The 21,733-nt window shown below is 66.5% G+C and carries 28 protein-coding genes and 1 tRNA gene; 22 read left to right on the forward strand and 7 right to left on the reverse strand.

Annotated features, from left to right (window positions below):
- Positions 1-297 (reverse strand): GNAT family N-acetyltransferase (locus RTU05_RS00005; protein ID WP_312594629.1); only part of this gene is annotated, 297 nt, incomplete at its 3' end.
- Positions 297-1,295, reverse strand: a complete 999-nt coding sequence (hemB, locus tag RTU05_RS00010; RefSeq protein WP_312594630.1) for a porphobilinogen synthase — start codon at positions 1,293-1,295, stop codon at positions 297-299. The genes hemB and RTU05_RS00005, both read right to left, overlap by 1 nt.
- A 147-nt stretch (positions 1,296-1,442) precedes the next feature.
- Here hemB and RTU05_RS00015 point away from each other — a divergent pair, with 147 nt between their 5' ends.
- The 13 genes from RTU05_RS00015 (at position 1,443) to RTU05_RS00075 (ending at position 11,104) form a co-directional block, all read left to right on the forward strand.
- Positions 1,443-2,276, forward strand: coding sequence for a hypothetical protein (locus tag RTU05_RS00015; protein ID WP_312594631.1), 834 nt, complete (start codon positions 1,443-1,445; stop codon positions 2,274-2,276).
- Between the two features lie 131 nt (positions 2,277-2,407).
- Positions 2,408-3,634 carry a 5-aminolevulinate synthase gene (gene hemA, locus RTU05_RS00020; protein WP_312594632.1) on the forward strand — a complete coding sequence of 409 codons (1,227 nt, stop codon included), beginning with the start codon at positions 2,408-2,410 and terminating at the stop codon, positions 3,632-3,634.
- Positions 3,631-3,813, forward strand: a complete 183-nt coding sequence (locus tag RTU05_RS00025; protein ID WP_312594633.1) for a DUF6898 family protein — start codon at positions 3,631-3,633, stop codon at positions 3,811-3,813. The genes hemA and RTU05_RS00025 overlap by 4 nt, the downstream gene beginning before the upstream one ends.
- Before the next feature lie 32 nt (positions 3,814-3,845).
- Positions 3,846-4,391 carry a GNAT family protein gene (locus RTU05_RS00030; RefSeq protein WP_312594634.1) on the forward strand — a complete coding sequence of 182 codons (546 nt, stop codon included), beginning with the start codon at positions 3,846-3,848 and terminating at the stop codon, positions 4,389-4,391.
- 98 nt (positions 4,392-4,489) lie between these two features.
- A complete protein-coding gene (gene glyA / locus RTU05_RS00035; protein WP_312594635.1) occupies positions 4,490-5,773 on the forward strand; it encodes a serine hydroxymethyltransferase in 1,284 nt (427 codons plus the stop codon).
- 7 nt (positions 5,774-5,780) lie between these two features.
- Positions 5,781-6,251, forward strand: a complete 471-nt coding sequence (gene nrdR, locus RTU05_RS00040; protein ID WP_248116548.1) for a transcriptional regulator NrdR — start codon at positions 5,781-5,783, stop codon at positions 6,249-6,251.
- Positions 6,251-6,871: a RibD family protein gene (locus RTU05_RS00045; protein WP_312594636.1), complete on the forward strand. Its 621-nt coding sequence runs from the start codon at positions 6,251-6,253 to the stop codon at positions 6,869-6,871. The genes nrdR and RTU05_RS00045 overlap by 1 nt, the downstream gene beginning before the upstream one ends.
- Before the next feature lie 67 nt (positions 6,872-6,938).
- Positions 6,939-7,529, forward strand: coding sequence for a riboflavin synthase (locus tag RTU05_RS00050; protein WP_312594637.1), 591 nt, complete (start codon positions 6,939-6,941; stop codon positions 7,527-7,529).
- A complete protein-coding gene (gene ribB / locus RTU05_RS00055) occupies positions 7,526-8,665 on the forward strand; it encodes a 3,4-dihydroxy-2-butanone-4-phosphate synthase (protein WP_312594639.1) in 1,140 nt (379 codons plus the stop codon). The genes RTU05_RS00050 and ribB overlap by 4 nt, the downstream gene beginning before the upstream one ends.
- Positions 8,662-9,123 (forward strand): 6,7-dimethyl-8-ribityllumazine synthase, encoded by a 462-nt coding sequence (ribH, locus tag RTU05_RS00060; protein WP_312594641.1) that lies wholly within the window; start codon positions 8,662-8,664, stop codon positions 9,121-9,123. Before ribB ends, ribH begins: the two co-directional genes overlap by 4 nt.
- Positions 9,120-9,644 carry a transcription antitermination factor NusB gene (gene nusB, locus RTU05_RS00065; RefSeq protein WP_292021298.1) on the forward strand — a complete coding sequence of 175 codons (525 nt, stop codon included), beginning with the start codon at positions 9,120-9,122 and terminating at the stop codon, positions 9,642-9,644. Before ribH ends, nusB begins: the two co-directional genes overlap by 4 nt.
- On the forward strand, positions 9,644-10,633 hold the full coding sequence (thiL, locus tag RTU05_RS00070) for a thiamine-phosphate kinase (RefSeq protein ID WP_312594643.1): 990 nt from the start codon (positions 9,644-9,646) through the stop codon (positions 10,631-10,633). The genes nusB and thiL overlap by 1 nt, the downstream gene beginning before the upstream one ends.
- Before the next feature lie 42 nt (positions 10,634-10,675).
- Positions 10,676-11,104: a hypothetical protein gene (locus RTU05_RS00075; RefSeq protein ID WP_312594645.1), complete on the forward strand. Its 429-nt coding sequence runs from the start codon at positions 10,676-10,678 to the stop codon at positions 11,102-11,104.
- Here the strand turns inward: RTU05_RS00075 and RTU05_RS00080 are convergent.
- On the reverse strand, positions 11,101-11,388 hold the full coding sequence (locus tag RTU05_RS00080) for a hypothetical protein (protein WP_312594647.1): 288 nt from the start codon (positions 11,386-11,388) through the stop codon (positions 11,101-11,103). The two genes, RTU05_RS00075 and RTU05_RS00080, sit on opposite strands and share 4 nt — an antisense overlap.
- 261 nt (positions 11,389-11,649) lie before the next feature.
- Here RTU05_RS00080 and RTU05_RS00085 point away from each other — a divergent pair, with 261 nt between their 5' ends.
- Positions 11,650-13,797 (forward strand): sodium-translocating pyrophosphatase, encoded by a 2,148-nt coding sequence (locus tag RTU05_RS00085; protein WP_312594649.1) that lies wholly within the window; start codon positions 11,650-11,652, stop codon positions 13,795-13,797.
- Between the two features lie 70 nt (positions 13,798-13,867).
- Here the strand turns inward: RTU05_RS00085 and RTU05_RS00090 are convergent, their stop codons facing one another.
- Positions 13,868-14,347, reverse strand: coding sequence for an outer membrane protein assembly factor BamE (locus RTU05_RS00090; protein WP_312594651.1), 480 nt, complete (start codon positions 14,345-14,347; stop codon positions 13,868-13,870).
- A 91-nt stretch (positions 14,348-14,438) separates the two neighbouring features.
- Between RTU05_RS00090 and RTU05_RS00095 the strand changes: the two genes are divergently transcribed.
- From RTU05_RS00095 to RTU05_RS00125, 7 genes are all read left to right on the forward strand, one after another.
- The gene (locus tag RTU05_RS00095; RefSeq protein WP_312594653.1) at positions 14,439-14,963 is read left to right on the forward strand and encodes a ubiquinol-cytochrome C chaperone family protein; all 525 of its coding nucleotides are present in this window, start codon (positions 14,439-14,441) and stop codon (positions 14,961-14,963) included.
- 11 nt (positions 14,964-14,974) lie between these two features.
- Complete coding sequence (locus RTU05_RS00100) at positions 14,975-15,487, forward strand: DUF177 domain-containing protein (RefSeq protein WP_312594655.1); 513 nt, start codon at positions 14,975-14,977, stop codon at positions 15,485-15,487.
- A gap of 117 nt (positions 15,488-15,604) precedes the next feature.
- Positions 15,605-16,678 carry a phosphate acyltransferase PlsX gene (gene plsX / locus RTU05_RS00105; protein WP_312594657.1) on the forward strand — a complete coding sequence of 358 codons (1,074 nt, stop codon included), beginning with the start codon at positions 15,605-15,607 and terminating at the stop codon, positions 16,676-16,678.
- Positions 16,675-17,652 carry a beta-ketoacyl-ACP synthase III gene (locus RTU05_RS00110; RefSeq protein WP_312594658.1) on the forward strand — a complete coding sequence of 326 codons (978 nt, stop codon included), beginning with the start codon at positions 16,675-16,677 and terminating at the stop codon, positions 17,650-17,652. The genes plsX and RTU05_RS00110 overlap by 4 nt, the downstream gene beginning before the upstream one ends.
- 77 nt (positions 17,653-17,729) lie before the next feature.
- A complete protein-coding gene (locus tag RTU05_RS00115) occupies positions 17,730-18,038 on the forward strand; it encodes an integration host factor subunit alpha (protein ID WP_312594753.1) in 309 nt (102 codons plus the stop codon).
- 5 nt (positions 18,039-18,043) lie between these two features.
- The gene (locus RTU05_RS00120; RefSeq protein WP_312594660.1) at positions 18,044-18,445 is read left to right on the forward strand and encodes a MerR family transcriptional regulator; all 402 of its coding nucleotides are present in this window, start codon (positions 18,044-18,046) and stop codon (positions 18,443-18,445) included.
- 59 nt (positions 18,446-18,504) lie between these two features.
- A tRNA-Pro gene (locus RTU05_RS00125) sits at positions 18,505-18,581 on the forward strand.
- Between the two features lie 66 nt (positions 18,582-18,647).
- On the opposite strand, the gene RTU05_RS00130 is transcribed toward RTU05_RS00125, so the two are convergent.
- Both RTU05_RS00130 and RTU05_RS00135 read right to left on the reverse strand, forming a co-directional pair.
- Complete coding sequence (locus RTU05_RS00130; protein WP_248116517.1) at positions 18,648-18,842, reverse strand: DUF2842 domain-containing protein; 195 nt, start codon at positions 18,840-18,842, stop codon at positions 18,648-18,650.
- Positions 18,842-19,093 (reverse strand): transglycosylase, encoded by a 252-nt coding sequence (locus RTU05_RS00135; protein WP_248116515.1) that lies wholly within the window; start codon positions 19,091-19,093, stop codon positions 18,842-18,844. Before RTU05_RS00135 ends, RTU05_RS00130 begins: the two co-directional genes overlap by 1 nt.
- Positions 19,094-19,228: 135 nt before the next feature.
- On the opposite strand from RTU05_RS00135, the gene RTU05_RS00140 reads away from it, so the two are divergent.
- Positions 19,229-20,329: a COX15/CtaA family protein gene (locus RTU05_RS00140; RefSeq protein WP_312594662.1), complete on the forward strand. Its 1,101-nt coding sequence runs from the start codon at positions 19,229-19,231 to the stop codon at positions 20,327-20,329.
- Here the strand turns inward: RTU05_RS00140 and RTU05_RS00145 are convergent.
- Complete coding sequence (locus tag RTU05_RS00145; RefSeq protein WP_312594664.1) at positions 20,298-21,695, reverse strand: alkaline phosphatase PhoX; 1,398 nt, start codon at positions 21,693-21,695, stop codon at positions 20,298-20,300. The two genes, RTU05_RS00140 and RTU05_RS00145, sit on opposite strands and share 32 nt — an antisense overlap.
- Positions 21,696-21,733 lie beyond the last annotated feature (38 nt).

Raw genomic sequence — 21,733 nt, forward strand, 5'->3', positions numbered from 1 at the left:
CAGGGCGCGGGCCACGCCGCGTCCGCGCGCCTGGCGCGCGACCATGAAGCTGCCGTTGGCGACGTGGGCGCCGTTTCCCTGCTGGTTCGGGACGATCTTGGCGGCGCCCAGCACCCGACCGTCTTCGACCGCCACCAAGGTTCCGCCCGGCGCGCGCGGCGTCCACATGTCGCGCGCCTGCGCCTCGTCCATGTCCAATGGATAGGTATAGGTCTCGCCTGCGCGGGTGACGGCCTTGATGATCGGCCAAAGGCCCGGCCACTCGGCATCCGTGATCGGCCGGATCTCTACTCCCATCAGCCCAGCAGCCGCGCGGCCTGGGGTGCGAAATAGGTCAGGACGCCCGCGCAGCCCGCGCGCTTGAACCCGTGCAGCGTCTCGAGGATCGCGCGGTCCTGATCCAGCCAGCCATTGGCGATGGAGGCCTGCATCATCGCATACTCGCCCGACACTTGATAGGCGAAGGTGGGTACGCGGAAGGTCTCGGACACCCGGCGCACGATGTCCAGATAGGGCATCCCCGGCTTGACCATCACCGCATCGGCGCCTTCCGACAAGTCCATGGCCACCTCCTTCAGCGCCTCGTCGGAGTTGGCGTAGTCCATCTGATAGGTCTTCTTGTCGCCCTTCAGCATGGCGGACGACCCCACGGCGTCGCGGTAGGGACCATAGAAGGCCGAGGCGAACTTGGCCGCGTAGGACAGGATCAGCGTGTCCTGAAATCCATTGGCCTCCAGCGCCTCGCGTACCGCCTGGATGCGCCCGTCCATCATGTCGGAGGGCGCCACGACGTCGGCTCCGGCGTGGGCGTGGATGAAGGCCTGTTCGGCCAGACGGTCCAGCGAGGCGTCGTTGACGATCCGCTCGCCCTCCATCACCCCGTCGTGGCCGTGGTCGGTGTAGCAGTCCAGCGCCACGTCGGTCATGACGCCGATCTCGGGCGCCGCATCCTTGATCGCCCTGATGCAATCGGGGATCAGGCCGTCGGGGTCGGTCGCGCCGGTTCCCACCGCATCCTTGATGGCGCCGTCTACGTTCGGGAACAGGGCGATCATCGGAATGCCCAGGTCGCGGGCTTCGACGGCGACGGCGGCGGCGGCCTTTGGCGACAGGCGGAACACGCCGGGCATGGAGGCGACCGGAACACGATCATCGGCCCCGTCATGGACGATCAGCGGCCAGATCAGATCGGCCGGCGTCAGGGTGGTTTCGGCGACCAGGCGGCGCACCCATGGGCTGGCGCGCAGGCGACGCGGCCGGGCGAGCGGGAAGGGGGCGAGCTGATACGGAAGCATGGCGTGACCTTGCGAAATCTGGCGTGGGACTAGCGCCGCAGGGCGAACGGCGCAAATCGCGAGATGCGTCGGATCGTTTCGGTCGTGATCGCCGCTTGCGCGGATCGGTGAAATGCGGGCCTATCGCGACAATCAAGGGAGACGGCGATGATCTGGAAATTGGCGGCGGGCGCAACGGCCTTGGCTTTGGCGGCGGGCCTATCCGGCTGTATCATCATCGACTCGGACGGTGGGGAGCGCACGGTCGTCAGATCGGCTTCGGATTACGCCTTGAGGGCAGATCAGGCAGCGGCTGACGCCGAACCGGCAGGCTATGCCGATCTGTACGCCGAGACCGTCGCCGACCCCAGGCGTCCCGCCGAAGAGGTGGCGCGCGATGCGCTGCGTCATCCGGCCGAGATGCTGGCCTTCGCCCAGGTGGCGCCCGGCGACAAGGTCGCCGACATCCGACCAGGCGCCGGCTATTTCACCCGCCTCTTCTCCGACGTCGTCGGCCCGACCGGCCGCGTCTACGCCTTCGTGCCCGAGCGGACGATGGCGCGCGAAAACGCGGGCGCCGACGCCCTGGCCGCCGCCTATCCGAACGTGACGCGGGTCAACGGCCTGTTGGACTCCATGACCTTCGCCGAGCCGCTGGACATGATCTTCATGAGCCAGGAGTACCACGACTTCCACATCCCCGGTTTCAACACCGACGTCGCCCGGATGAACGCCGCCGCCTTCGCCGCGCTGAAGCCGGGCGGCCGCTACATCCTGATCGACCACCAGGCGGCGCCGGGGACCGGCATCTCGGCGGTCCAGACCCTGCACCGGATCGAGGGCGACTATCTGAAGCGCGAGGTCCAGGCGGCCGGCTTCGTCTATGAAGGCGAAAGCACAGCCGTCGCCAACCCGGCCGACGATCACAGCCTGAATGTCTTCGACGAGAAGATTCGGGGCAGGACCGACCAGTTCGTCTATCGCTTCCGCAAGCCGGGCTGATCCGTTCAGATTAGTGAGAACCGTTATCAATTAACGGTTTGGGTCGTTTTGTCCATGTCGCGGACATGGACAAGGCGGCGCGGGGAGAGCAGAAAACGCTCAGCCGTCGCCATAAGCGAAAGACCCCCGCGTTGTTCGATTACAAGGCCGCCTTCAGCCGCTCCGTGGAGCAGGTTCGCAGCGAAGGACGCTATCGCGTCTTCGCCGATCTCAAGCGCGTGCGCGGTCAGTTCCCGCTCGCCGTGCGTCGCCGTGAGGACGGGTCCGAACAGGACGTCGTTATCTGGTGCTCCAACGACTACCTCGGCATGGGCCAGCACGACGCGGTTCTGTCGGCCATGCACGAAGAGATCGACGCCGTGGGCGCCGGCGCCGGCGGCACCCGCAACATTTCCGGCACGACCCGATCGGCGGTCGACCTGGAGGCCGAGCTGGCCGACTGGCACCAGAAGGAGGCGGCGCTGCTGTTCACCTCGGGCTATGTGGGCAATGAGGCGACGCTGTCGACGCTTCAGAAGATCCTGCCGGGCCTGATCGTCTTTTCCGACTCGCTGAACCACGCCTCCATGATCGCCGGCATCCGTCATGGCGGGGGCGAGCGTCATGTGTTCACGCACAACGACTTGGCGCATCTGGAGAGCCTGCTGGCCGCCGCGCCCGCCGAGGCGCCCAAGCTGATCGCCTTCGAGAGCGTCTATTCAATGGACGGCGACATCGCCGACCTGGCCGGCACCCTCGCCCTGGCCCGGAAATACGGCGCGATGACCTATCTGGACGAGGTCCATGCCGTGGGCCTGTATGGCGCGACCGGCGCGGGCGTGGCCGAACGCGACGGCGTGCTGGACCAGATCGACATCATCGAATGCACCCTGGGCAAGGCCATCGGCGTGATGGGCGGCTATATCGCCGCCGACGCCGTGATCGTAGATGCGGTTCGCAGCTGGGCCTCGGGCTTCATCTTCACCACCAGCCTGCCGCCCGCCCTGACGGCGGGGGCGCTGGCCTCGGTGCGTCACCTGAAGAGCCACCCGGAACTGCGTGAAAAACATCAGGAACGCGCCGCGACGCTCAAGGCCCGCTTCGCCGCCGCCGGCATTCCTGTGATGGACAGCGAGAGCCACATCGTGCCCGTGCACGTCGGCGATCCGGTTCACTGCAAGATGATCTCGGACATGCTGCTGGACGAGTACGGCGTCTATGTTCAGCCGATCAACTATCCGACCGTGCCCAAGGGGACCGAGCGCCTGCGCTTCACGCCCTCGCCGAACCACACCGACGCGATGATGGACCATCTGGTCCAGGCGATGGACAAGCTGTTCGCCCACTGCAACGTGGCGCGCCGACCCGTCGCCGCATGACGATCGGCGACGACCTCGGCGATGTCATCGTCGAGTTCACGCGCAACGGCCCCTACGTCAAATGCTCGGCCATCCACGTCGCCACCGGCCGCGAGGTCAGCGCCATGGGCCCGGTGAACGAGCCGAAGTCCGTCGAACGGGTGGCGATCGCCAAGTTGCGACGCGCCTTGGCGAGGTAGACCGTGTCACGCTCGCTGCTTGGGATACGACGATGCTTGATACGCCCACCCTCGACACACCCCGTTTCGAAATGCGGAAGCTGGTTCGCCAGGACGCAACGGCGCTGTTTCCCACCCTATCCGACGACGCCCAGTGTCTCTACATGTCGCGCGGCGCGTTCGGCAGCGAGGCGGAACTGGCGGACTGGCTGACCGATCCGACATGGCCAGGCCGCAGCTGGATCGCCGTGGATCGAACCACAGGGGCCGTCGCCGGTCGATACGTCGCCTTTCCCGGTCGAGACGAGGGCGTGTTCGAAGTCGGCTATGTCACGGTCATCGACCATCAGGGTCGTGGGGCGGCCAAGGAGTGTATGACTGCCCTGATTTCCTATCTTTTCGAGCGTGAGGGCCGCCGACGGGTCTATGCGGAAATCGACGCCGAGAATGTCGCGTCCATCGCTCTGGCCGAAAGCCTCGGCCTAGTGCGGGAGGGCTGTCTGAGGGAGCACGAGACGACCCACAAGGGGCTGTGCGACATGGTGGTCTATGGCGCGCTTCGGCGCGAGTGGCGGGCGCCACAGACTTCGACAGTCTAGCGGGCGCAGGCCATTCATTGAACGCCGCGCCACAAGATGTTGTGGTCGCGCGCGGCTGGGGATAGATAGGCCAGCTTCTGATTTGCGGGGATTTCAGCGTGACGGCCTTCACTCACGACGCCTATTTCACCAAGACGCTCGCTGACGCCGACCCGGACGTCTTCAAGGGCATCCAGGGCGAACTGGGCCGCCAGCGCGAACAGATCGAATTGATCGCTTCCGAGAACATCGTCTCCCAGGCGGTGCTGGACGCGCAAGGCTCTGTCCTGACCAACAAATACGCGGAAGGCTATCCCGGTCGCCGTTATTACGGCGGCTGCGAGTTCGTCGACGTCACCGAGGATCTGGCGCGCGAGCGGGCGAAGAAACTGTTCGGCGCGGCCTTCGCCAATGTCCAGCCCCACTCGGGCGCCCAGGCCAACCAGGCGGTCTTCTTCACCCTGCTGCAACCCGGCGACACCTTCCTGGGCATGGATCTGGCCTGCGGCGGACACCTGACGCACGGTTCGCCGGCCAATCAGTCGGGCAAGTGGTTCCGCCCCGTCACCTACAAGGTGCGCGAGGACACCCACCTGATCGACTACGACCACGTGGCCGAAATGGCCGAGCGCGAGAAGCCCAAGCTGATCCTGGCCGGCGCCTCGGCCTATAGCCGTCATATCGACTTCAAACGCTTCCGCGAGATCGCCGACAGCGTGGGCGCCTATCTGATGGTGGACATGGCCCACTATGCCGGTTTGGTCGCGGGCGGCGCCTATCCCGACCCGATCCCGCACGCCCATGTCGTCACCACCACCACGCACAAGACCCTGCGCGGCCCGCGCGGCGGCATGATCCTGTCCAACGACGCGGACCTGGGCAAGAAGATCAATTCGGCCGTCTTCCCCGGCCTGCAAGGCGGCCCGCTGGAACACGTCATCGCCGGCAAGGCCGTGGCCTTCGGCGAGGCGCTGAAGCCGGAGTTCAAGCTCTATGCCCAACAGGTCGTCAAGAACGCCCAGGCCCTGTCCGGCGTGCTGATCGAGCGCGGCCTGGCCATTGTCTCGGGCGGCACCGACAGCCACCTGGCCCTGGTCGATCTGCGGCCCAAGGGCGTGACCGGCAAGGCGACCGAGCACGAACTCGAAAAAGCGCTGATGACCTGCAACAAGAACGGCGTGCCGTTCGACACCGCGCCCTTCACCGTCACCTCGGGCGTCCGCCTGGGCACCCCGGCCGGCACCACGCGCGGCTTCGGCGAGGACGAGTTCAAACAGATCGGTCACTGGATCGCCGACGTCGTCTCCTCGATGAACGGCGGCGACGAGGCCGATCCGGCTGTAGTTGCGGGCGTCGCGGCCCAGGTGCGAGAGTTGACGCACCGCTTCCCGATCTACGGGTAAATCGCTGATGAAGTGCCCTTTTTGCGGTCATCAGGATACGCAGGTCAAGGATAGCCGACCGTCGGACGACGGCTCGGCGATTCGCCGCCGCCGGTCCTGCCCCAACTGCAACGGGCGCTTCACCACCTTCGAACGGGTGCAGTTGCGCGAACTGGTCATTCTGAAGCGCAACGGCCGGCGCACGCCGTTCGAACGCGACAAGCTGGAACGGTCGCTGGGCGTGGCCCTGCGTAAACGCCCTGTCCAGGCCGATCAGGTCGAGCAGATGGTCAACCGGATCGTGCGCCAGTTGGAGAGCCTGGGCGAAACCGAAATCCCGTCCAGCACCGTCGGCGACTTCATCATGAAGGCGCTGAAGGGCGTGGATGAGGTCGCCTATGTCCGCTACGCCTCGGTCTACAAGGACTTCCGCCACACCGGCGACTTCGCCAAATTCCTGGGCGACGAGGGCCTGGACGAGCCGACCGGCAAGGTCTGATGCGGGTCACGCTGAAACTGGCGACCTCCTTGGACGGGCGGATCGCCACGGCCTCGGGCGAGAGCCAGTGGATCACCGGCGAGGCGGCGCGACTGGAGGGCCACAGACTGCGCGCGGCCCACGACGCCATTCTTGTCGGCGTCGAGACAGTGCTGCACGACGACCCCGAACTGACCGCCCGCCTGCCGGGCCGGAGCGTGGACCAACCGCTGCGGGTCGTGCTGGACAGCCGACTGCGGACGCCAGCGACAGCGAAGCTGGCCGGCGACAACACACTGATCCTGACCGCCGCCCAGCCCCAGGCCATTGGATCGACCACGGTGCGGCGGGTCGAAGCGGAAGACGGCCGTCCGGCCGTCCCCGCCGTTTTGAAGGCCCTGAAAGACGCGGGCGCGACCTCGGTTCTGATCGAGGGCGGCGGCCAGGTCGCGGCGTCCTTCCTGCGCGCCGGCGCCGTCGATGCGCTGGAATGGTTCCGAGCCGCCATACTGCTGGGGGGAGAGGGGCGGCCCTGCGTGGCCGCCCTGGCTCTTGCAAAGCTGTCAGACGCCCCCAAGTTCCGTCGCCTGGGCGTCGAGCCCGTCGGCGACGATCTGTGGGAACGCTACGTCCGTCTCTGACGTCGATTTCAGACGATTGAGACTATTCAGACTGTGTTTTTCAGGTCCGAAAGGGGCCAGCGTCCAAATGTTCACCGGCATCGTCACCGACATCGGCCGCGTTCGCGACGTCCTCGCGACGGATCGCGACCGGCGCTATGAGATCGAGACGGCCTGGGACACCGCCGGCATCGACCTGGGGGCCTCCATCAGCCATGCGGGCTGCTGCCTGACGGTGACGGAGAAGGGCGCCGGCTGGTTCGCCGTCGAAGTGTCGAACGAAACCCTGTCCAAGACGACGCTTGGCTCCTGGGCCGCCGGGGACAGCGTCAACCTTGAACGGGCGGCGAAACTGGGCGACGAGATGGGCGGCCATGTGGTTTCGGGCCACGTCGACGGCCTGGGGCGTGTCGTCTCCATCACGCCGGAGGGCGGATCGCACCGGATCGCGGTCGAGGCGCCGTCGCCCCTGCATCGCTATATCGCCGCCAAGGGGTCGATCACCGTCGATGGCGTATCCCTGACCGTGAACGCGGTCGAGGGGCAGGTCTTCTGGCTGAACATCATCCCCCACACCTGGACGGTGACGACCCTGGGGGGGCTGAAAGTCGGCGATCCAGTCAATCTAGAGATCGACATGCTGGCGCGTTACCTCGCGCGGTGGCAGGAGACGGCATGATGCAAGTCCCGGCCGCCAATGTGAACGACAGCCCGATCAGTCCGATCGAGGACATCCTGGAGGACGCCCGCAACGGCCGTCCTTACATACTGGTGGACGCCGAAGACCGCGAGAACGAAGGGGACATCATCATCCCCGCCCAGTTCGCCACGCCGGATCAGATCAACTTCATGATCCGCCAGGCGCGCGGACTAGTGTGCCTGGCCCTGACCGCCGAGCGGGCCCAGCAACTGCGCCTTCCGCCGATGGCCGCCGACAATCGCGAGAGCATGAAGACGGCCTTCACCGTCTCCATCGAGGCCAAGGAGGGCGTCACGACCGGCATCTCCGCCGCCGACCGCTCGCGCACCATCCATGTGGCGACCGATGCGTCCAAGGGCATGGACGACATCGTCTCACCCGGCCACATCTTCCCCCTGGTGGCGCGCGATGGCGGCGTTCTGGTCCGCGCCGGACACACCGAGGCGGCCGTGGACATCAGCCGCATGGCCGGCCTGACCCCCGCCGGTGTGATCTGCGAGATCATCAAGGACGACGGGGAAATGGCGCGGATGCCCGACCTGATCGCCTTCGCCCAACGTCATGGTCTCAAGATCGGCACCATCGCCGACCTGATCGCCTATCGTCGCCGCACCGAACGGTTCGTCGAGCGCATCATGGACACCCCGTTCGACAGCGTGCACGGCGGCCCGTTCCGCCTGATCCTCTACAGGAACACCATCGAGGACGCCGAGCATGTCGCCCTGGTCCACGGCCGGATCGACCCGTCCAAGCCGACCCTGGTGCGGATGCATCAGGTCGATTTCGCCTGCGACCTGCTAGGGCATGTGGAGGCGCGTCAGGACTATGTGCCCAGCGCCCTGCGCCAGATCACCGACCATGACGGCCCCGGCGTGGTCGTCTTCCTGCGCGACCCGTCGCTGACGTCTCTGGCCGAGCGGCTGGCGGGGGCGGACCGGCCGGCGGCGGTGGATCGGTCGCTGCGGGCTTACGGCGTCGGGGCACAGATCCTGCTGGACCTGGGCGTCAAGGACATGATCGTGATGAGTTCTACGCGACCCGAACCGACCGCGCTGGAAGGCTACGGCCTGCGAATCGTCGGCTGGCGCGACATGGATGGAGAGACAAAGGCGTGAGCGAAGCCCCCCGTATTCTGATCGTCGAGGCCCGGTTCTATGACGACCTGGCCGACGCCCTGCTGGAGGGCGCCCAGGAGACGCTGAAGGCGCGCGGCGCCGACTTCGACGTGGTCACCGTGCCCGGCGCGCTGGAAATCCCGCCCGCCATCGCCATGGCCGAGGAGGCCGGACGCTTCCCGACCGCGCCCCGCTATGACGGCTATGTCGCGCTCGGCACGGTCATCCGGGGCGAGACCTACCATTTCGAGATCGTGTCGGATCAGTCGGCGGCCGGGATCATGGCCCTGGGGGTCAAGGGTCTGGCCATCGGCAACGGCGTGTTGACGACCGAGGACGAGGACCAGGCCTGGTATCGGGCACGGCTTTCGGAAGGGGATAAGGGGGGCGGAGCGGCGAAAGCCTGTCTGGAACTGATTGCCTTGAAGAAGCGATTGCGCGTAGGCGTCGGCGCATGACCGAACCGAACAGCGTAAAAGCCGTCCTCGAACAACTCGCCGAAGCCGAAAGGCAGCGCGCCGAGCCCAATCTGACGTCCAAGCAGCGTCGCGCCCGCACCGTCTCGCGCCTCGCCGCCGTCCAGGCCCTGTATCAGATGGAGCTGGCGGGCGAGGGCGTGGAGACGGTGATCACCGAATTCTCCAACTTCCGCTTCGACGCCGACATAGAGGGCGAGGCCCTGGCCGAAGCCGACGAGGCCTATTTCGCCGACATCGTGCGCGGCGTGATTGAAAGCCAGCGCGACATCGACGCCGCCATCAAGGCGCGCCTGGCCTCCAACTGGAAGCTGGAGCGGATCGACGCCACCCTGCGCGCCCTGCTGCGGTCCGGCGCCTGGGAGCTGATGAAACACCCGGAGACGCCGCGCGAGGTCGTGATCGACGAATATGTCGAACTGGCCAAGGCCTTCTTCGACGACGCCGAGGCGCGTTTCGTCAACGCCGCGCTGGACGGCGTGGCCAAAGACACGCGCAAATAATGCCGGCGCTCGACGTCGCGGGCGAGTTCGAGACGATCGAGAGGCTGCTGCGGCCCCTGGCCCATCCCGAGTGGGCGAGGGGGCTGACGGACGATGTGGCGGTGCTGCCGTCGCGGCCCGGCCACGATCTGATCCTGACCAAGGACGCCATGGTCGAGGGGGTGCATTTCCTGCCCGACGATCCGATGGATACCGTGGCCAGGAAGCTGCTGCGGGTCAACCTGTCGGACCTGGCGGCCAAGGGCGCGGAGCCGTTCGGCTATCTGCTGTCCTGCTTCTGGTCCGAACGCTGCGGTTGGCCTGAGCGTGAGGCCTTCGCGGCGGGTCTGGCCGAGGATCAGACCCGGTTCGGCGTGGCCCTGCTGGGCGGCGACACGGTCAGGACGCCGGGACCGGCCAGCTTCTCCCTGACCGCGCTGGGCTGGGTGTCGGCGGGCGCGGCGGTGTCGCGGCGGGGCGCCCAGGTCGGGGATCTGGTCTTCGTCACCGGCGCCATCGGCGATGGTCTGCTGGGTCTGAGGGCGGCGCGGGGCGAACTGTCGCTGGACGAGGTGCGCCTCGCTGCTCTGATCGACCACTATCGGACCCCGACGCCGCGCCTTGACTTCGCGCCGGCGGTCCGAGAGTTCGCGACCGCATCGGTGGATGTGTCCGACGGTCTGGCGGCGGACCTGGACCACATCGCGCGCGCCAGCGGCGTCGGCGTCACCCTCAACCTGAACGTCCTGCCGCTGTCGGCCGCCGCCCAGGCGTGGTTCGATGACCGCGTCGATGCTCAACTGTCGTTGGAAGACCTGGCCAGCGGCGGCGACGACTATGAGATCGCCTTCACCGCCCATCCCCGCCATGAGGAAGCCCTGCGTCGCGAGGCTGAGAAGCGACTGGTTCGATTGACGCGAATAGGGGAGGTGACGTCCGGCGCCGGCCTGACCGCTATCCATGACGGCCGTCCGATCGAAATGGCGCGTCGCGGCTGGACCCATGGCTGAGGCGGCAAGGGAATCCTAACCCCCATCGGCTAACCAAAGGTCATGGATCGCAGAACCCTGATCGCCGCCGGGACCGTTGCCCTCACGGGCGGCCTGCCGCGCGTCGCCTCCGCTTCCAGCGACGCGCCCGCCGCGCCTGCGTCCTTGAGCATCGCCGGGCTGGGCCTGCCGGTCATCGACGGCGGCCGGCTGCGAAACTACGTCTTCGTCGCGCTTCGACTGGAACTGGGCGCGGGCAAGACCATGGAGCAGATCAAGCCCAAGGAAGCCTTCTTCCGCGACGCCCTGGTCCGCGCCGCCCATCGCACGCCCTTCACAGTCCCCGGCGACTGGACTCGCCTCGACGAACGCGCCCTGTCCGCCGCCCTGGTTTCCGCCTCGGCTGCGATTTCGGGGCGCGGTTCCATCCGGCGTGTGGAAGTCGTCAGCCAGACCCCGCGTCGCCGAACGGGCATGCAGACGCCGCGTTAGATGCCGCCGAGAATCTTGGCCTCCTCATCCAAGGTGTTTCCGCCGGCGACGACGTCTTCCGCTTCCTTGCGCTTCGCCGCGACAAGCGCCGCATGCTGCTCAGGCGTATAGCAAATGCGTTGCTGCAGCCTACGGCCGGTAGGGGCGCGCGTTTCACAGATTCGACGCGGCCTTTGAGGCGCTGCCTGCGTCGTAGTTGCGGGTTGGCCCGCAACTGGTGCGGACGCCACCGGCTGGTCTTGAGCCATCAGGGCTGCGGCGAGAAACGCGACATTCAAGATCATTTGCAAACCCTCGTTCTCATGGAGGGTCTCACGATCTGCGCGAAGTGGAAACGGTCTCAGGTTGTTCCGAAGAGTGTCGGTCTCACGGCCATCCGGCGCGATTGCATCGAACTCCCCTCCGTGACACCGTTGATATGCAAATCCCAAAGAACGCACTGACGCGTTCGCCGCGTGCGGGGGGACCGGAAGGCGGACAGAGGCGATAACGCCCGACCGCTGCCCACGGCCTGCGCGCCTGTTTGCAAGGGCATGGAAACGCCAATGACGAACTCACTCACGCTGGTCTTCGCGGCCGGCGTTCTGGCGGTGCTTTACGGCGCCGTTCAGACCGCCGTTCTGATGAAGGCGAGCACTGGCGACGACAAGATGCGAGAGATCGCAGCCGCCATTCAGGAAGGCGCCTCGGCCTATCTGAAACGGCAATATCTGACCATCGGCCTGGTCGGGGTCGTAATCCTGATCGCGGCCTATTTCCTGATCGGAGTCTATGCCGCCGTCGGCTTCCTGATCGGCGCCGTCCTGTCCGGGGCGGCCGGTTATGCAGGGATGCTGATATCCGTGCGCGCCAATGTCCGCACGGCCCAGGCTGCGTCCGAAGGTCTGGCCAAGGGGCTGGACCTGGCGTTCCGCTCGGGCGCCATCACCGGCATGTTCGTGGCGGGGGGCGCCCTGATCGGGGTGTCGGGCTATTATATCGTCCTGACCCAGCATCTGGGGTTGGCGTCGACCGGGCGCGAAGTGATCGACGGCCTGGTGGCGCTGGGCTTCGGCGCCTCGCTGATCTCGATTTTCGCGCGTCTGGGCGGCGGCATCTTCACCAAGGGCGCCGACGTGGGCGGCGACATGGTGGGCAAGGTCGAGGCGGGCATCCCGGAAGACGATCCCCGCAACGCCGCCACCATCGCCGACAATGTCGGTGACAATGTCGGCGACTGCGCCGGCATGGCCGCCGACCTGTTCGAGACCTATGCGGTGACGACGGTGGCGACCATGGTGCTGGCCGCCATCTTCTTCCGGGGCCAGCCCTATGTCGATGTGATGATGGTCCTGCCGCTGGCGATCTGCGCCGTCTGTGTGGTCACATCCATCGTCGGCAGCTTCTTCGTACGGCTGGGCAAGGGCCGCAATATCATGGGCGCGCTATATCAGGGTCTGATCGTGACAGGCGTCCTGTCCATCGGGGCGGTCTGGTGGGTCATCAACCAGATGGTGACAGGGCCTATCGTTACGGCCGGCGGGTTGGAGATACAGCCCATGGCCCTGTTCTGGTCCGGCATGGTCGGCCTGGCGGTGACGGCGGCGATCGTGGTGGCGACCGAATACTACACCGGGTCGGGCTTCCGGCCTGTGCGGTCGGTGGCCAACGCCTCGGTCTCCGGTCACGGCACCAATGTCATCCAAGGTCTGGCGGTGTCGCTGGAGGCCACGGCCCTGCCGGCCCTGACGATCATCGTCGGCATCGTTGTCAGCTTCCAACTGGCCGGTCTGTTCGGCATCGCCATTGCGACAACGACCATGCTGGGCGTTGCGGGGATGATCGTGGCGCTGGACGCCTTTGGTCCTGTCACAGACAACGCCGGCGGCATCGCGGAGATGGCGGGTCTTCCGGCCGAGGTGCGCCATTCGACCGATGCGCTGGATGCCGTGGGCAACACCACCAAGGCGGTGACCAAGGGCTACGCCATTGGCTCTGCGGGTCTAGGCGCCCTGGTGCTGTTCGCGGCCTATACGTCGGATCTGCAGTATTTTTCCGCCAATCCGACGGACTATCCGTTCTTCGCCGATATGGGGGCGGTCGCCTTCGACCTGACCAACCCTTACGTTGTTGTCGGTCTGCTGTTCGGAGGACTGCTGCCCTTCCTGTTCGGCGGCATGTCAATGATGGCGGTGGGGCGCGCGGCCGAATCGGTGGTCGCGGAAGTTCGGCGTCAGTTCCGCGAGAACCCCGGCATCATGACCTATCAGGTCAAGCCGGAATACGGTCGGGCGGTCGACATCCTGACCAAGGCCGCGATCCGCGAGATGATCGTGCCGTCGCTGCTGCCGGTGCTGTCGCCAATCGTCCTGTTCGTCGCGGTCTTGGGCATTTCGGACAGGGCCAATGCCTTCGCCGCCCTCGGCGCCATGCTGATGGGGGTGATCGTGACCGGCCTGTTCGTGGCCATTTCGATGACCTCGGGCGGCGGCGCCTGGGACAACGCCAAGAAGGTGATCGAGGAAGGCTTCACCGACAAGAACGGCGTCGTCCACGGCAAGGGATCGGAAGCGCACAAGGCGGCCGTGACCGGCGACACGGTCGGCGATCCCTACAAGGATACGTCCGGCCCGGCGGTGAACCCGATGATCAAGATCACCAACATCGTCGCCCTGCTTCTGCTGGCGGTGCTGGCCAGCGGATCGGTCGGCTAGGACCGTTCCGAAACGGCGACGCCCCGGAGATCACTCTCCGGGGCGTTCGCTTGTCTGGACGCGGGCGGCCTTAGTCGGGGCGGCGCTGGCCGGGCGTATCGTCTTCCGTGCGGGGCAATTGGCCGCGCCCGACGTTGCCGAGCAGTTGCTCCAGAACCGTCAGCGAACGGCCGCGCGTCGGCGTCTCGTTGCGATTCATGGCGACATCCTCGCCGTCTGCCAGGCCCAGGGTCCGCACCGCCGCCACCTGATCGCCGCCGGGCGCGAAGGTGATCTCGGTCACCGTGCGGCTGGAGACCTTGGGCAGGTTGTAGGTGTATTTCTCCGTCGTCTGGCTGATGTAGTACCAGACCTGGTTCGGTTCGAACGTCGAGGTGGTTGAGGGCGAGCCCAGCTTGGCCAGCACCGTTTCCTTGGTGTCCGTCCCGGCCACCACGTCCTGAGGCTTGGCGTCGATGGCCTGGAAGCCGTTGGAGCCGATGACCGGCGCGCAGGCGGCGCTGAAACCGGCCAGCGAAACGGCGGCGAGAAGCGGAACGAAACGGGACATGGTCGGGCGCCTGCGAGAGAACAAGGTCTTTGACCTAGACGGACCTGCGTCCTAGTTCAACGGCACGGCGGAAAAGGGGCCGTTGGAACCCATGCTGAAAAACCTGTTCAAACCCCGATCCGGGCCGCGCATCGGCGACGACCTGTACGCCAAGGCCGTGGCCCAGGCGCGAAATCCCGTCTTTTACACGCAGATGGGCGTCGCCGACCGCATCGACGCCCGATTCGAACTCTATACGCTGCATGTGCTGCTGCTGGTGCTGCGTTTGCGCGATGAAGACACGGTTCAAGGGCGCGACGCGGCCCAAGCCGTGTTCGACGTCTATGTCTCGGCGCTGGACAATGCGTTGCGCGAGGAGGGGGTTGGTGACGTCTCGGTGGGCAAGAAGATGCGCAAACTGGGCGAGGCGGTCTACGGCCGCATGAACGCCTATGAGGCTCCGCTGAGGGCGGGGGACGTCGCGACCCTTACCGAAGCGATGGCCCGCAATGTCTATAGCGAGCCGCAGGCTGAACACGCCGCCGCCCTGGCGAACTACGCCCTGGCCAGTCGATCGGCGCTGGGCCAGCAGAATTTCAAGGCCGTGCTGGCGACGCCGGCCTGGGCCGAGGTTTGAACGAGATGAGCATGACGCACCCCTTCAGCGACGTGGTTCGCATCAATCAGATCGGCGCCGGTCTGAGCCGTCGGCTGGAACCGGACGCCGAGACGCGCAAACGAATCGCCCGGTCTCTGGACCTGCAGGGACTTGAGAATTTCGTGGTCGATCTTGAGATCAAGCCCACGCCGTCCACCAGCGAATGGACGATGAAGGGCCGGGTCGTCGCCCACGCCGTCCAGACCTGCGGTCTGACTCTGGAGCCGCTGCCGGTCGATGTGGACCGACGCTTCTCGATCCAGCTGGCCGAGGCGGCGACCGAGGAAACCGACGAGATCGAGATTACGCTGGACGAGGAAGGCGCCGACCTGATCGAAGACGGCAAGATCGACCTGGGCCAGTACGCCGTCGAACAGCTGGTGCTGTCGCTTGATCCGTTTCCTCGCAAACCGGGCGCGGCGTTCGTGCAACCGGAAGAACCCAAGGAAATCTCGCCCTTCGCCGCCCTGAAGGCGTTGAAGGATCGCCAAGATCCGGCCTGAGGCGCGGCCGAGGTTGACGTAGGGGCCGGGTGGTTGCATCCCCCGGCGTCGGCGCTATCGTCCAGCGCCCAATCCGAAGCGTCGCGCGACAAGACGACGCGGCCACACGAGGTCCATTTGCCCACCCCAGTTACGATCTCGCTTGACGCCATGGGCGGCGATCACGGGCCATCCGTCGTCGTTCCCGGCATCCGCAGCTACCTCTCCGCCCACGACGGCGAGGGCGTGCGGTTCCTGCTGCATGGCGACGAGACCCAGATCCGGGCGCATCTGGCGCGTTGCAACCTACCGGCCGACATCATCGACATCCGCCACACCGAAAAGGTCGTGGCCATGGACGAGAAGCCGGCCCAGGCGATGCGGCGCGGCAAGGGCTCCAGCCTGTGGAACGCCATCGAGGCCGTGAAGACGGGCGAGGCGGGCGGCGTGGTCTCGGCCGGCAACACCGGCGCCCTGATGGCCATCGCCAAGCTGATCCTGCGGATGTCCGCGCCGGGCCTGGAACGGCCGGCCATCGTCGCCAGCTGGCCGACATTCAAGGGGCATACGGCTGTTCTCGATGTGGGCGCCAACATCGGCAGCGACGCGGAACAGCTGGTCGAGTTCGCCATCATGGGCGAGGCTTTCCAGGCGGCTGTGCGTGGCGTCGCCCGCCCGACCATCGGCCTGCTGAACGTCGGCTCCGAAGACATGAAGGGCAATGAACAGGTCAAGGAAGCGCACGCCATCCTGCGCGACGGTCCGTTCGACCTAAACTATCACGGCTTCGTCGAGGGCGACGACATCGCCAAGGGCACGGTGGATGTGGTTGTGACCGACGGCTTCACCGGCAACATCGCCCTGAAGACCGCCGAAGGCACCGCCCGCTACATTTCGGCCCTGCTGAAAGAAGCCCTGACCTCCAATCTGCAGTCGAAGCTGGGCGCCGCCATCGCCATGCCGGCCCTGAAGAAGATGCGTCAGAAGATCGACCCCAGCGCCATCAATGGCGGCCCCTTGCTGGGTCTGAACGGCATCGTGGTGAAAAGCCACGGCGGCGCGGACGCCAAGGGGTTCGGCAACGCCATCCGCATCGCTGTCGATCTGGCCCGCAGCGACTATATGAGCAAGGTGGGGGACAACCTGGGCAAGCTGGACGCCGTGTTCGATCACGCCAAGGCCGCCGCCCCCGTGGGAGAAACCGTCCAGTGAGTGTCACCCGCAGCGTCGTCACCGGCGTCGGCTCCTTCCTGCCGGAGCAGATCGTCACCAACGCCGACCTGGCCAAGATCGTCGACACCTCCGACGAATGGATCCAGGAACGCACCGGCATCAAGCAGCGCCACAAGGCGCGCGACGATCAGCCGACCAGCGACCTGGCCGTCGAGGCGGCCCGGAAGGCCCTGGCCGACGCGGGCAAGACGCCGTCCGACGTCGATCTGATCATTGTGGCCACCACCACGCCGGACATGACCTTCCCGGCCGTGGCCTCCATCGTTCAGAGCAAGCTGGGCGCCGGCGTGGGCGTGGCCTTCGATGTCCAGGCGGTCTGTTCGGGCTTCGTCTATGCGCTCAGCGTCGCCGACGGTTTCGTGGCGCGCGGCCTGTCGAAATGCGCCCTGGTGATCGGGGCCGAAGAAATGACCCGGCTGATGGACTGGACCGACCGGACCACCTGCGTCCTGTTCGGAGACGGCGCCGGCGCGGTCGTGCTGGAACCGCGCGAGGGGCAGGGGACGTCCGACGATCAGGGGATGCTGGGCTTCGCCCTGCGCGCCGATGGCTCCAAGACCGACCTTCTCTATGTCGATGGCGGGCCGGCGACGACCGGGACGGTCGGGCATCTGCGCATGGCCGGAAACCAGGTCTTCCGCCATGCCGTCGTCAATATCGCCGAGGGAATCACCGCCGCCTGCGCCGCGGCGAACATCCAGATTTCGGACGTCGATTGGTTCGTGCCTCACCAAGCCAATCAGCGCATCATCAAGGGCGTCGGCGATCGTTTAGGTCTGGACGAGAACAAGGTGATCTCCACCGTCGCCACGCACGCCAACACCTCTGCCGCCTCCATCCCGCTGGCGCTGGACGCCGCGATCCAGGACGGGCGCATCAAGAAGGGCGACATGGTGCTGCTGGAGGCCATGGGCGGCGGCCTGACCTGGGGCGCGTGCGCCCTGCGGCTCTAAAGTCGCCTGGCGGCATTGATTTTTCGGGGCCCTTGCGTCCCTATGACAACGACTTGATCGCGCGAGCGGGGGATATGATGGCCGGCCAACAGACTGTGACCCGCGCGGATCTGTGCGAGGCCGTCCACGACGAGGTCGGTCTGTCTCGTCAGGAATGCCCGGCCCTGGTCGAACGGACGCTGGAGCTGATCGTCGAATCGTTGGAACGCGGCGAGACGGTGAAACTGTCGGGCTTCGGCGTCTTCCAGGTTCGCGAAAAGCGCGCCCGAATGGGTCGCAACCCCAAGACGGGCGAACCGGCGGCCATCAATCCGCGTCGGGTCATCAGCTTCCGCGCCTCTCAGATCATGAAAAGCCGGGTTCACGACGCCGTCGTCGAGGCCTGATTCCGGTGGCCAAGAGCCCCGGCGCCTTTCGCAGCATTTCCGAAGCGGCCGAAGAGGTCGGGGCGCCGCAGCATGTGCTGCGGTTCTGGGAAACCAAGTTCGAGTTCGTAACGCCGGTCAAACGCGCCGGCGGGCGTCGGTTCTATCGACCGCAGGACGTCCTGGTTCTGAAGGCGGTCAAGCGGCTGCTGCACGACGACGGTCTGACCATTCGCGGCGTCCAGCGTCTGCACAAGGAGCAGGGGCTGAAGAAGCTGGTCGGCGCCGACGCCGCCGATCTGATCGAGGACGGACGAAGCGACCAGGCTCCGGCCCATGATTCGCGACCTGAAATCTCCGGTTTGCACCGACTTTTAGCCGATCTGGAGCAGGCGAAGGCCCGGCTGGACGCCATTCTCGCGCGGTAGGTGGATAAGTCGTTTTAGCGTTTGCGATCCACGAGTCCCCCGTCTATAGGGAGCGCCTTCGGAGCGTGGCGCAGCCTGGTAGCGCACTTGACTGGGGGTCAAGGGGTCGCAGGTTCGAATCCTGTCGCTCCGACCATTCTTGAAAAACAGAATGATGATGGTGGGGTCGTCCTTGCGGGCGGCCCCATCGCCGTATATGGCCTCAGCCGCGTTCGGCCCACTTCAGCAATGGGATCAACGGCAGGCCCCACGCCGTGCCGCCCACGCCGAAGAAGATGAAGTCGATCCAGGCCGAGGCCGGGAACAGGCCGCGCAGGGCGATCAGGCTCCAGACCCAGAAGACCAGAAAGGCCAGCACGCCGATCGCGGCGACGAATCGACGCGCGCGGGGCGGCATCAGCGCTTGTTCCTGAATAGGAAGAAGGCGACCAGGCAGACCCCAGATCCGACCAGGGCCCAGGGCACCCAGACCCAGCTGTCCATCGTCCCGATCGCAAACACCCTCACCGCCAGGAACCAGCCGCAGACCAGGCCGACCCCGGACACCAGCGACGTCCCGCCGAATCCGCGACGCCCGGTCAGCAGGTCCGCGATCCAGGCCAGAAGCAATCCACCTGCGATGGCGGCGGCGATATCGGCGTACTGCAACCCTGATCTCCTGCGGCGTCAGCGCCGTTAACTCAATCCGACTCGATCTTGCGTCGAGACCGGGGCATACCGCCACGGTCGCGATTTGGTCATGGTCGAGCGCGACAGCATATCCGGGTCAGCGTCGGGCGTCGAATGAACCGTTTCGGAAATCCAGATCGCAATCGCGCCGTGGCCGCGTGGCTGTTCGCCACGGCGGTCATCGTGTTCCTGATGGTCGTCATCGGCGGCATTACGCGCCTGACGGGTTCGGGCCTGTCGATCACCGAGTGGAAGCCCATCATGGGCGCCATCCCGCCTCTGAACGACGCCCAGTGGAACGAGGCGTTCGAGAAGTACAAACAGATTCCCCAATACGCCCAGATCAACGCCGGCATGAGCCTGGGCGAGTTCCAGGGCATCTTCTGGTGGGAATGGCTGCATCGACTGATCGGGCGGCTGGTCGGGGCGGTGTTCGCCCTGCCGCTGGCCTTCTTCCTGCTGTGCCGCGCCGCGCCGCCGCGCTCGGTCTTCCGTCGATGGGCCATGCCGGATCGGCTGATCTGGCGCTGTGTGGTTCTGCTGGCGCTGGGCGGGCTGCAGGGGCTGATCGGCTGGTGGATGGTGTCCAGCGGCCTGTCCGAGCGCGTGAGCGTCGCGCCCGAGCGGTTGGCGACACATTTGGGCCTGGCCTTCGTTCTGTTCGCCGCCCTGATCTGGACCGGGCTGGAGGCCTGGAACGGCGAGGATCACGGCCGCCCGCCCGCCGGTTGGGCGCGGGGCGCCGGTTTGCTGCTGGGGCTGGTCTTCCTGCAATGCCTGTTGGGCGCCTTGGTCGCGGGCGGCCATGCTGGGCTGGTCTATACGGACTGGCCGCTGATGAACGGCCAGGTCCTGCCGCCGGCCGACTGGAGTTTGGGGGCGGGGGCCCTGCTGCACGATCAGGCCCTGACCCAGTTCAATCACCGACTGGTCGCCTATGGGCTGCTGATCGCCGTCAGCGTCTATGCCTTCCAGGCCTGGCGCTGGCGCGTGGCCGAAGGCATGGGTTTCGGCGCCTTCGCCCTGGCCGGCGTAATCTGGGCCCAGGCCCTGCTGGGCGTCGTCACCCTGATCAACGCCGTGCCGGTGTGGCTGGGCGTGCTGCACCAGGGCGGGGCCGCCGTCGTCCTGGCCGTGGCGACGGCGAACCTGTGGCTGGTGCTGCGCGCCCAACCCCGCATCTTCATGTCCGGGCCGCGCGCCATGGGCCGGTGATGGCCAGGGTCATGCCGGGATACTGGATGTTGACGAACAGGGTCGATCCGTCCGGCGAGAAGACCGCGCCGGCGAACTCCGAGTTTCCCTGAAACACATTGCGGCCCAGGGTGTAGATCTTGCCGTCCGGCGTCACCCCCTTCAGGTGGTTCCTGATGTCGCTGGAATAGTTGTCCTCGCACACGATCAGATGGCTCCAGGGCGCGATGGTGATGTTGTCGCCCATGTTCAGGGTCTTCTCGTTCGTGCTTTCGACGAACAATTGAAGACGGCCCGGCCGACGCGCTTCGCCCGCACGGCCTTCCTCGGGCGAGGGGACGTAGCGCAGGATCTGCCCCCGCTGGATCGGCCCGCCCGAGGTGGCGGTCAGATAAAGCTCGCCGTCGCCCCACCAGACGCCTTCGCCCCGCGCGACCAGGGCGGCGCCGTCGGCGTGGCCGCGCTGGCGCAGGTCGCCCTTGGGGCTTTCGACCTCGGCCATGTCGATCCAGTCCACGTCCAGCCAGTCGCCGACCGACCACAGCCGATCCTGGTGGTTGGAGGTGTCCGCCCCCTGGCGCGCGCGCACGACCATGGCTTGCAACCGGCCGCCCTTGACCAGTTCGCCCGGCGTCTCGGGGATGAAACGATAGAACAGGCCGTCCTGCTTATCCTCGGTCAGATAGACGATGCCGGTGCGCGGATCGACGCAGACGGCCTCATGGTCGAACCGGCCCATGGCGGTCAGGGGAACGGGATCCACCAGCCCCCCGGCGCGCGACGGCACCTCGAAGACATAGCCGTGGGCCTTGGTGACGTCGGCGTCGGCGGGCGTCTCCTGCGTTTCCTCGCAGGTCAGCCACGATCCCCACGGCGTCGGCCCGCCACAGCAGTTGGTGCTGGTGCCGGCCAGGCTGAGGTGCTGGCGCTCGGTCCTGCCGGTCGCCAGGTCATAGATCACCGTGGTCGTGCCGCCGGGCAGGGGGCGACCGTCCTTATAGGTGTCATAGGCGCGTGTCGCATCCAGCAGGCCGATCCGCTGCTGATTATAGCCGCCCGGTCCCCAGTTGCGGTGCGCGGCGGACGATCCTTTCAGTTCGTGGTTGCGGACCAGGGCGACGCGCGTCCCGCCCAGCCCGAAACAGCCCATGCCGTCGAACTGACCGGGGACCAGCAGACCGTCCGCCATGGTCTCGCCGCCCTGCGACACGATGCGGTAAGAAAAGCCGTCCGGCAAATCCAGCAGGCCGTTGGGATCGCGCTTCAGCGGACCATAACCCTCGACCTCGTTCAGATAGGTCTCCTCGGCCGCCTGAACGCTGCGGGCCAGGCCCGAGAAGGCGAGGGCGGCGCTGGAGGCGATCAGGCCGCGACGATGAAGATGCATGGGATGCTCCGAGAGGCTTGGCGTCCCGGATGGCGGCA

It is taken from the genome of Brevundimonas sp. (genome assembly GCF_032017145.1).
Lineage (GTDB): Bacteria > Pseudomonadota > Alphaproteobacteria > Caulobacterales > Caulobacteraceae > Brevundimonas.

Excerpts from the sequence above, each read along its gene's own strand:
- hemB (WP_312594630.1), bottom strand. The coding sequence starts at position 1,295 with ATGCTTCCGTATCAGCTCGCCCCCTTCCCGCTCGCCCGGCCGCGTCGC.
- RTU05_RS00015 (WP_312594631.1), top strand. The coding sequence starts at position 1,443 with ATGATCTGGAAATTGGCGGCGGGCGCAACGGCCTTGGCTTTGGCGGCG.
- RTU05_RS00025 (WP_312594633.1), top strand. The coding sequence starts at position 3,631 with ATGACGATCGGCGACGACCTCGGCGATGTCATCGTCGAGTTCACGCGC.
- RTU05_RS00030 (WP_312594634.1), top strand. The coding sequence starts at position 3,846 with ATGCTTGATACGCCCACCCTCGACACACCCCGTTTCGAAATGCGGAAG.
- nrdR (WP_248116548.1), top strand. The coding sequence starts at position 5,781 with ATGAAGTGCCCTTTTTGCGGTCATCAGGATACGCAGGTCAAGGATAGC.
- RTU05_RS00045 (WP_312594636.1), top strand. The coding sequence starts at position 6,251 with ATGCGGGTCACGCTGAAACTGGCGACCTCCTTGGACGGGCGGATCGCC.
- RTU05_RS00050 (WP_312594637.1), top strand. The coding sequence starts at position 6,939 with ATGTTCACCGGCATCGTCACCGACATCGGCCGCGTTCGCGACGTCCTC.
- ribB (WP_312594639.1), top strand. The coding sequence starts at position 7,526 with ATGATGCAAGTCCCGGCCGCCAATGTGAACGACAGCCCGATCAGTCCG.
- nusB (WP_292021298.1), top strand. The coding sequence starts at position 9,120 with ATGACCGAACCGAACAGCGTAAAAGCCGTCCTCGAACAACTCGCCGAA.
- thiL (WP_312594643.1), top strand. The coding sequence starts at position 9,644 with ATGCCGGCGCTCGACGTCGCGGGCGAGTTCGAGACGATCGAGAGGCTG.
- RTU05_RS00075 (WP_312594645.1), top strand. The coding sequence starts at position 10,676 with ATGGATCGCAGAACCCTGATCGCCGCCGGGACCGTTGCCCTCACGGGC.
- RTU05_RS00080 (WP_312594647.1), bottom strand. The coding sequence starts at position 11,388 with ATGATCTTGAATGTCGCGTTTCTCGCCGCAGCCCTGATGGCTCAAGAC.
- RTU05_RS00085 (WP_312594649.1), top strand. The coding sequence starts at position 11,650 with ATGACGAACTCACTCACGCTGGTCTTCGCGGCCGGCGTTCTGGCGGTG.
- RTU05_RS00090 (WP_312594651.1), bottom strand. The coding sequence starts at position 14,347 with ATGTCCCGTTTCGTTCCGCTTCTCGCCGCCGTTTCGCTGGCCGGTTTC.
- RTU05_RS00095 (WP_312594653.1), top strand. The coding sequence starts at position 14,439 with ATGCTGAAAAACCTGTTCAAACCCCGATCCGGGCCGCGCATCGGCGAC.
- RTU05_RS00100 (WP_312594655.1), top strand. The coding sequence starts at position 14,975 with ATGACGCACCCCTTCAGCGACGTGGTTCGCATCAATCAGATCGGCGCC.
- RTU05_RS00115 (WP_312594753.1), top strand. The coding sequence starts at position 17,730 with ATGGCCGGCCAACAGACTGTGACCCGCGCGGATCTGTGCGAGGCCGTC.
- RTU05_RS00130 (WP_248116517.1), bottom strand. The coding sequence starts at position 18,842 with ATGCCGCCCCGCGCGCGTCGATTCGTCGCCGCGATCGGCGTGCTGGCC.
- RTU05_RS00140 (WP_312594662.1), top strand. The coding sequence starts at position 19,229 with ATGAACCGTTTCGGAAATCCAGATCGCAATCGCGCCGTGGCCGCGTGG.
- RTU05_RS00145 (WP_312594664.1), bottom strand. The coding sequence starts at position 21,695 with ATGCATCTTCATCGTCGCGGCCTGATCGCCTCCAGCGCCGCCCTCGCC.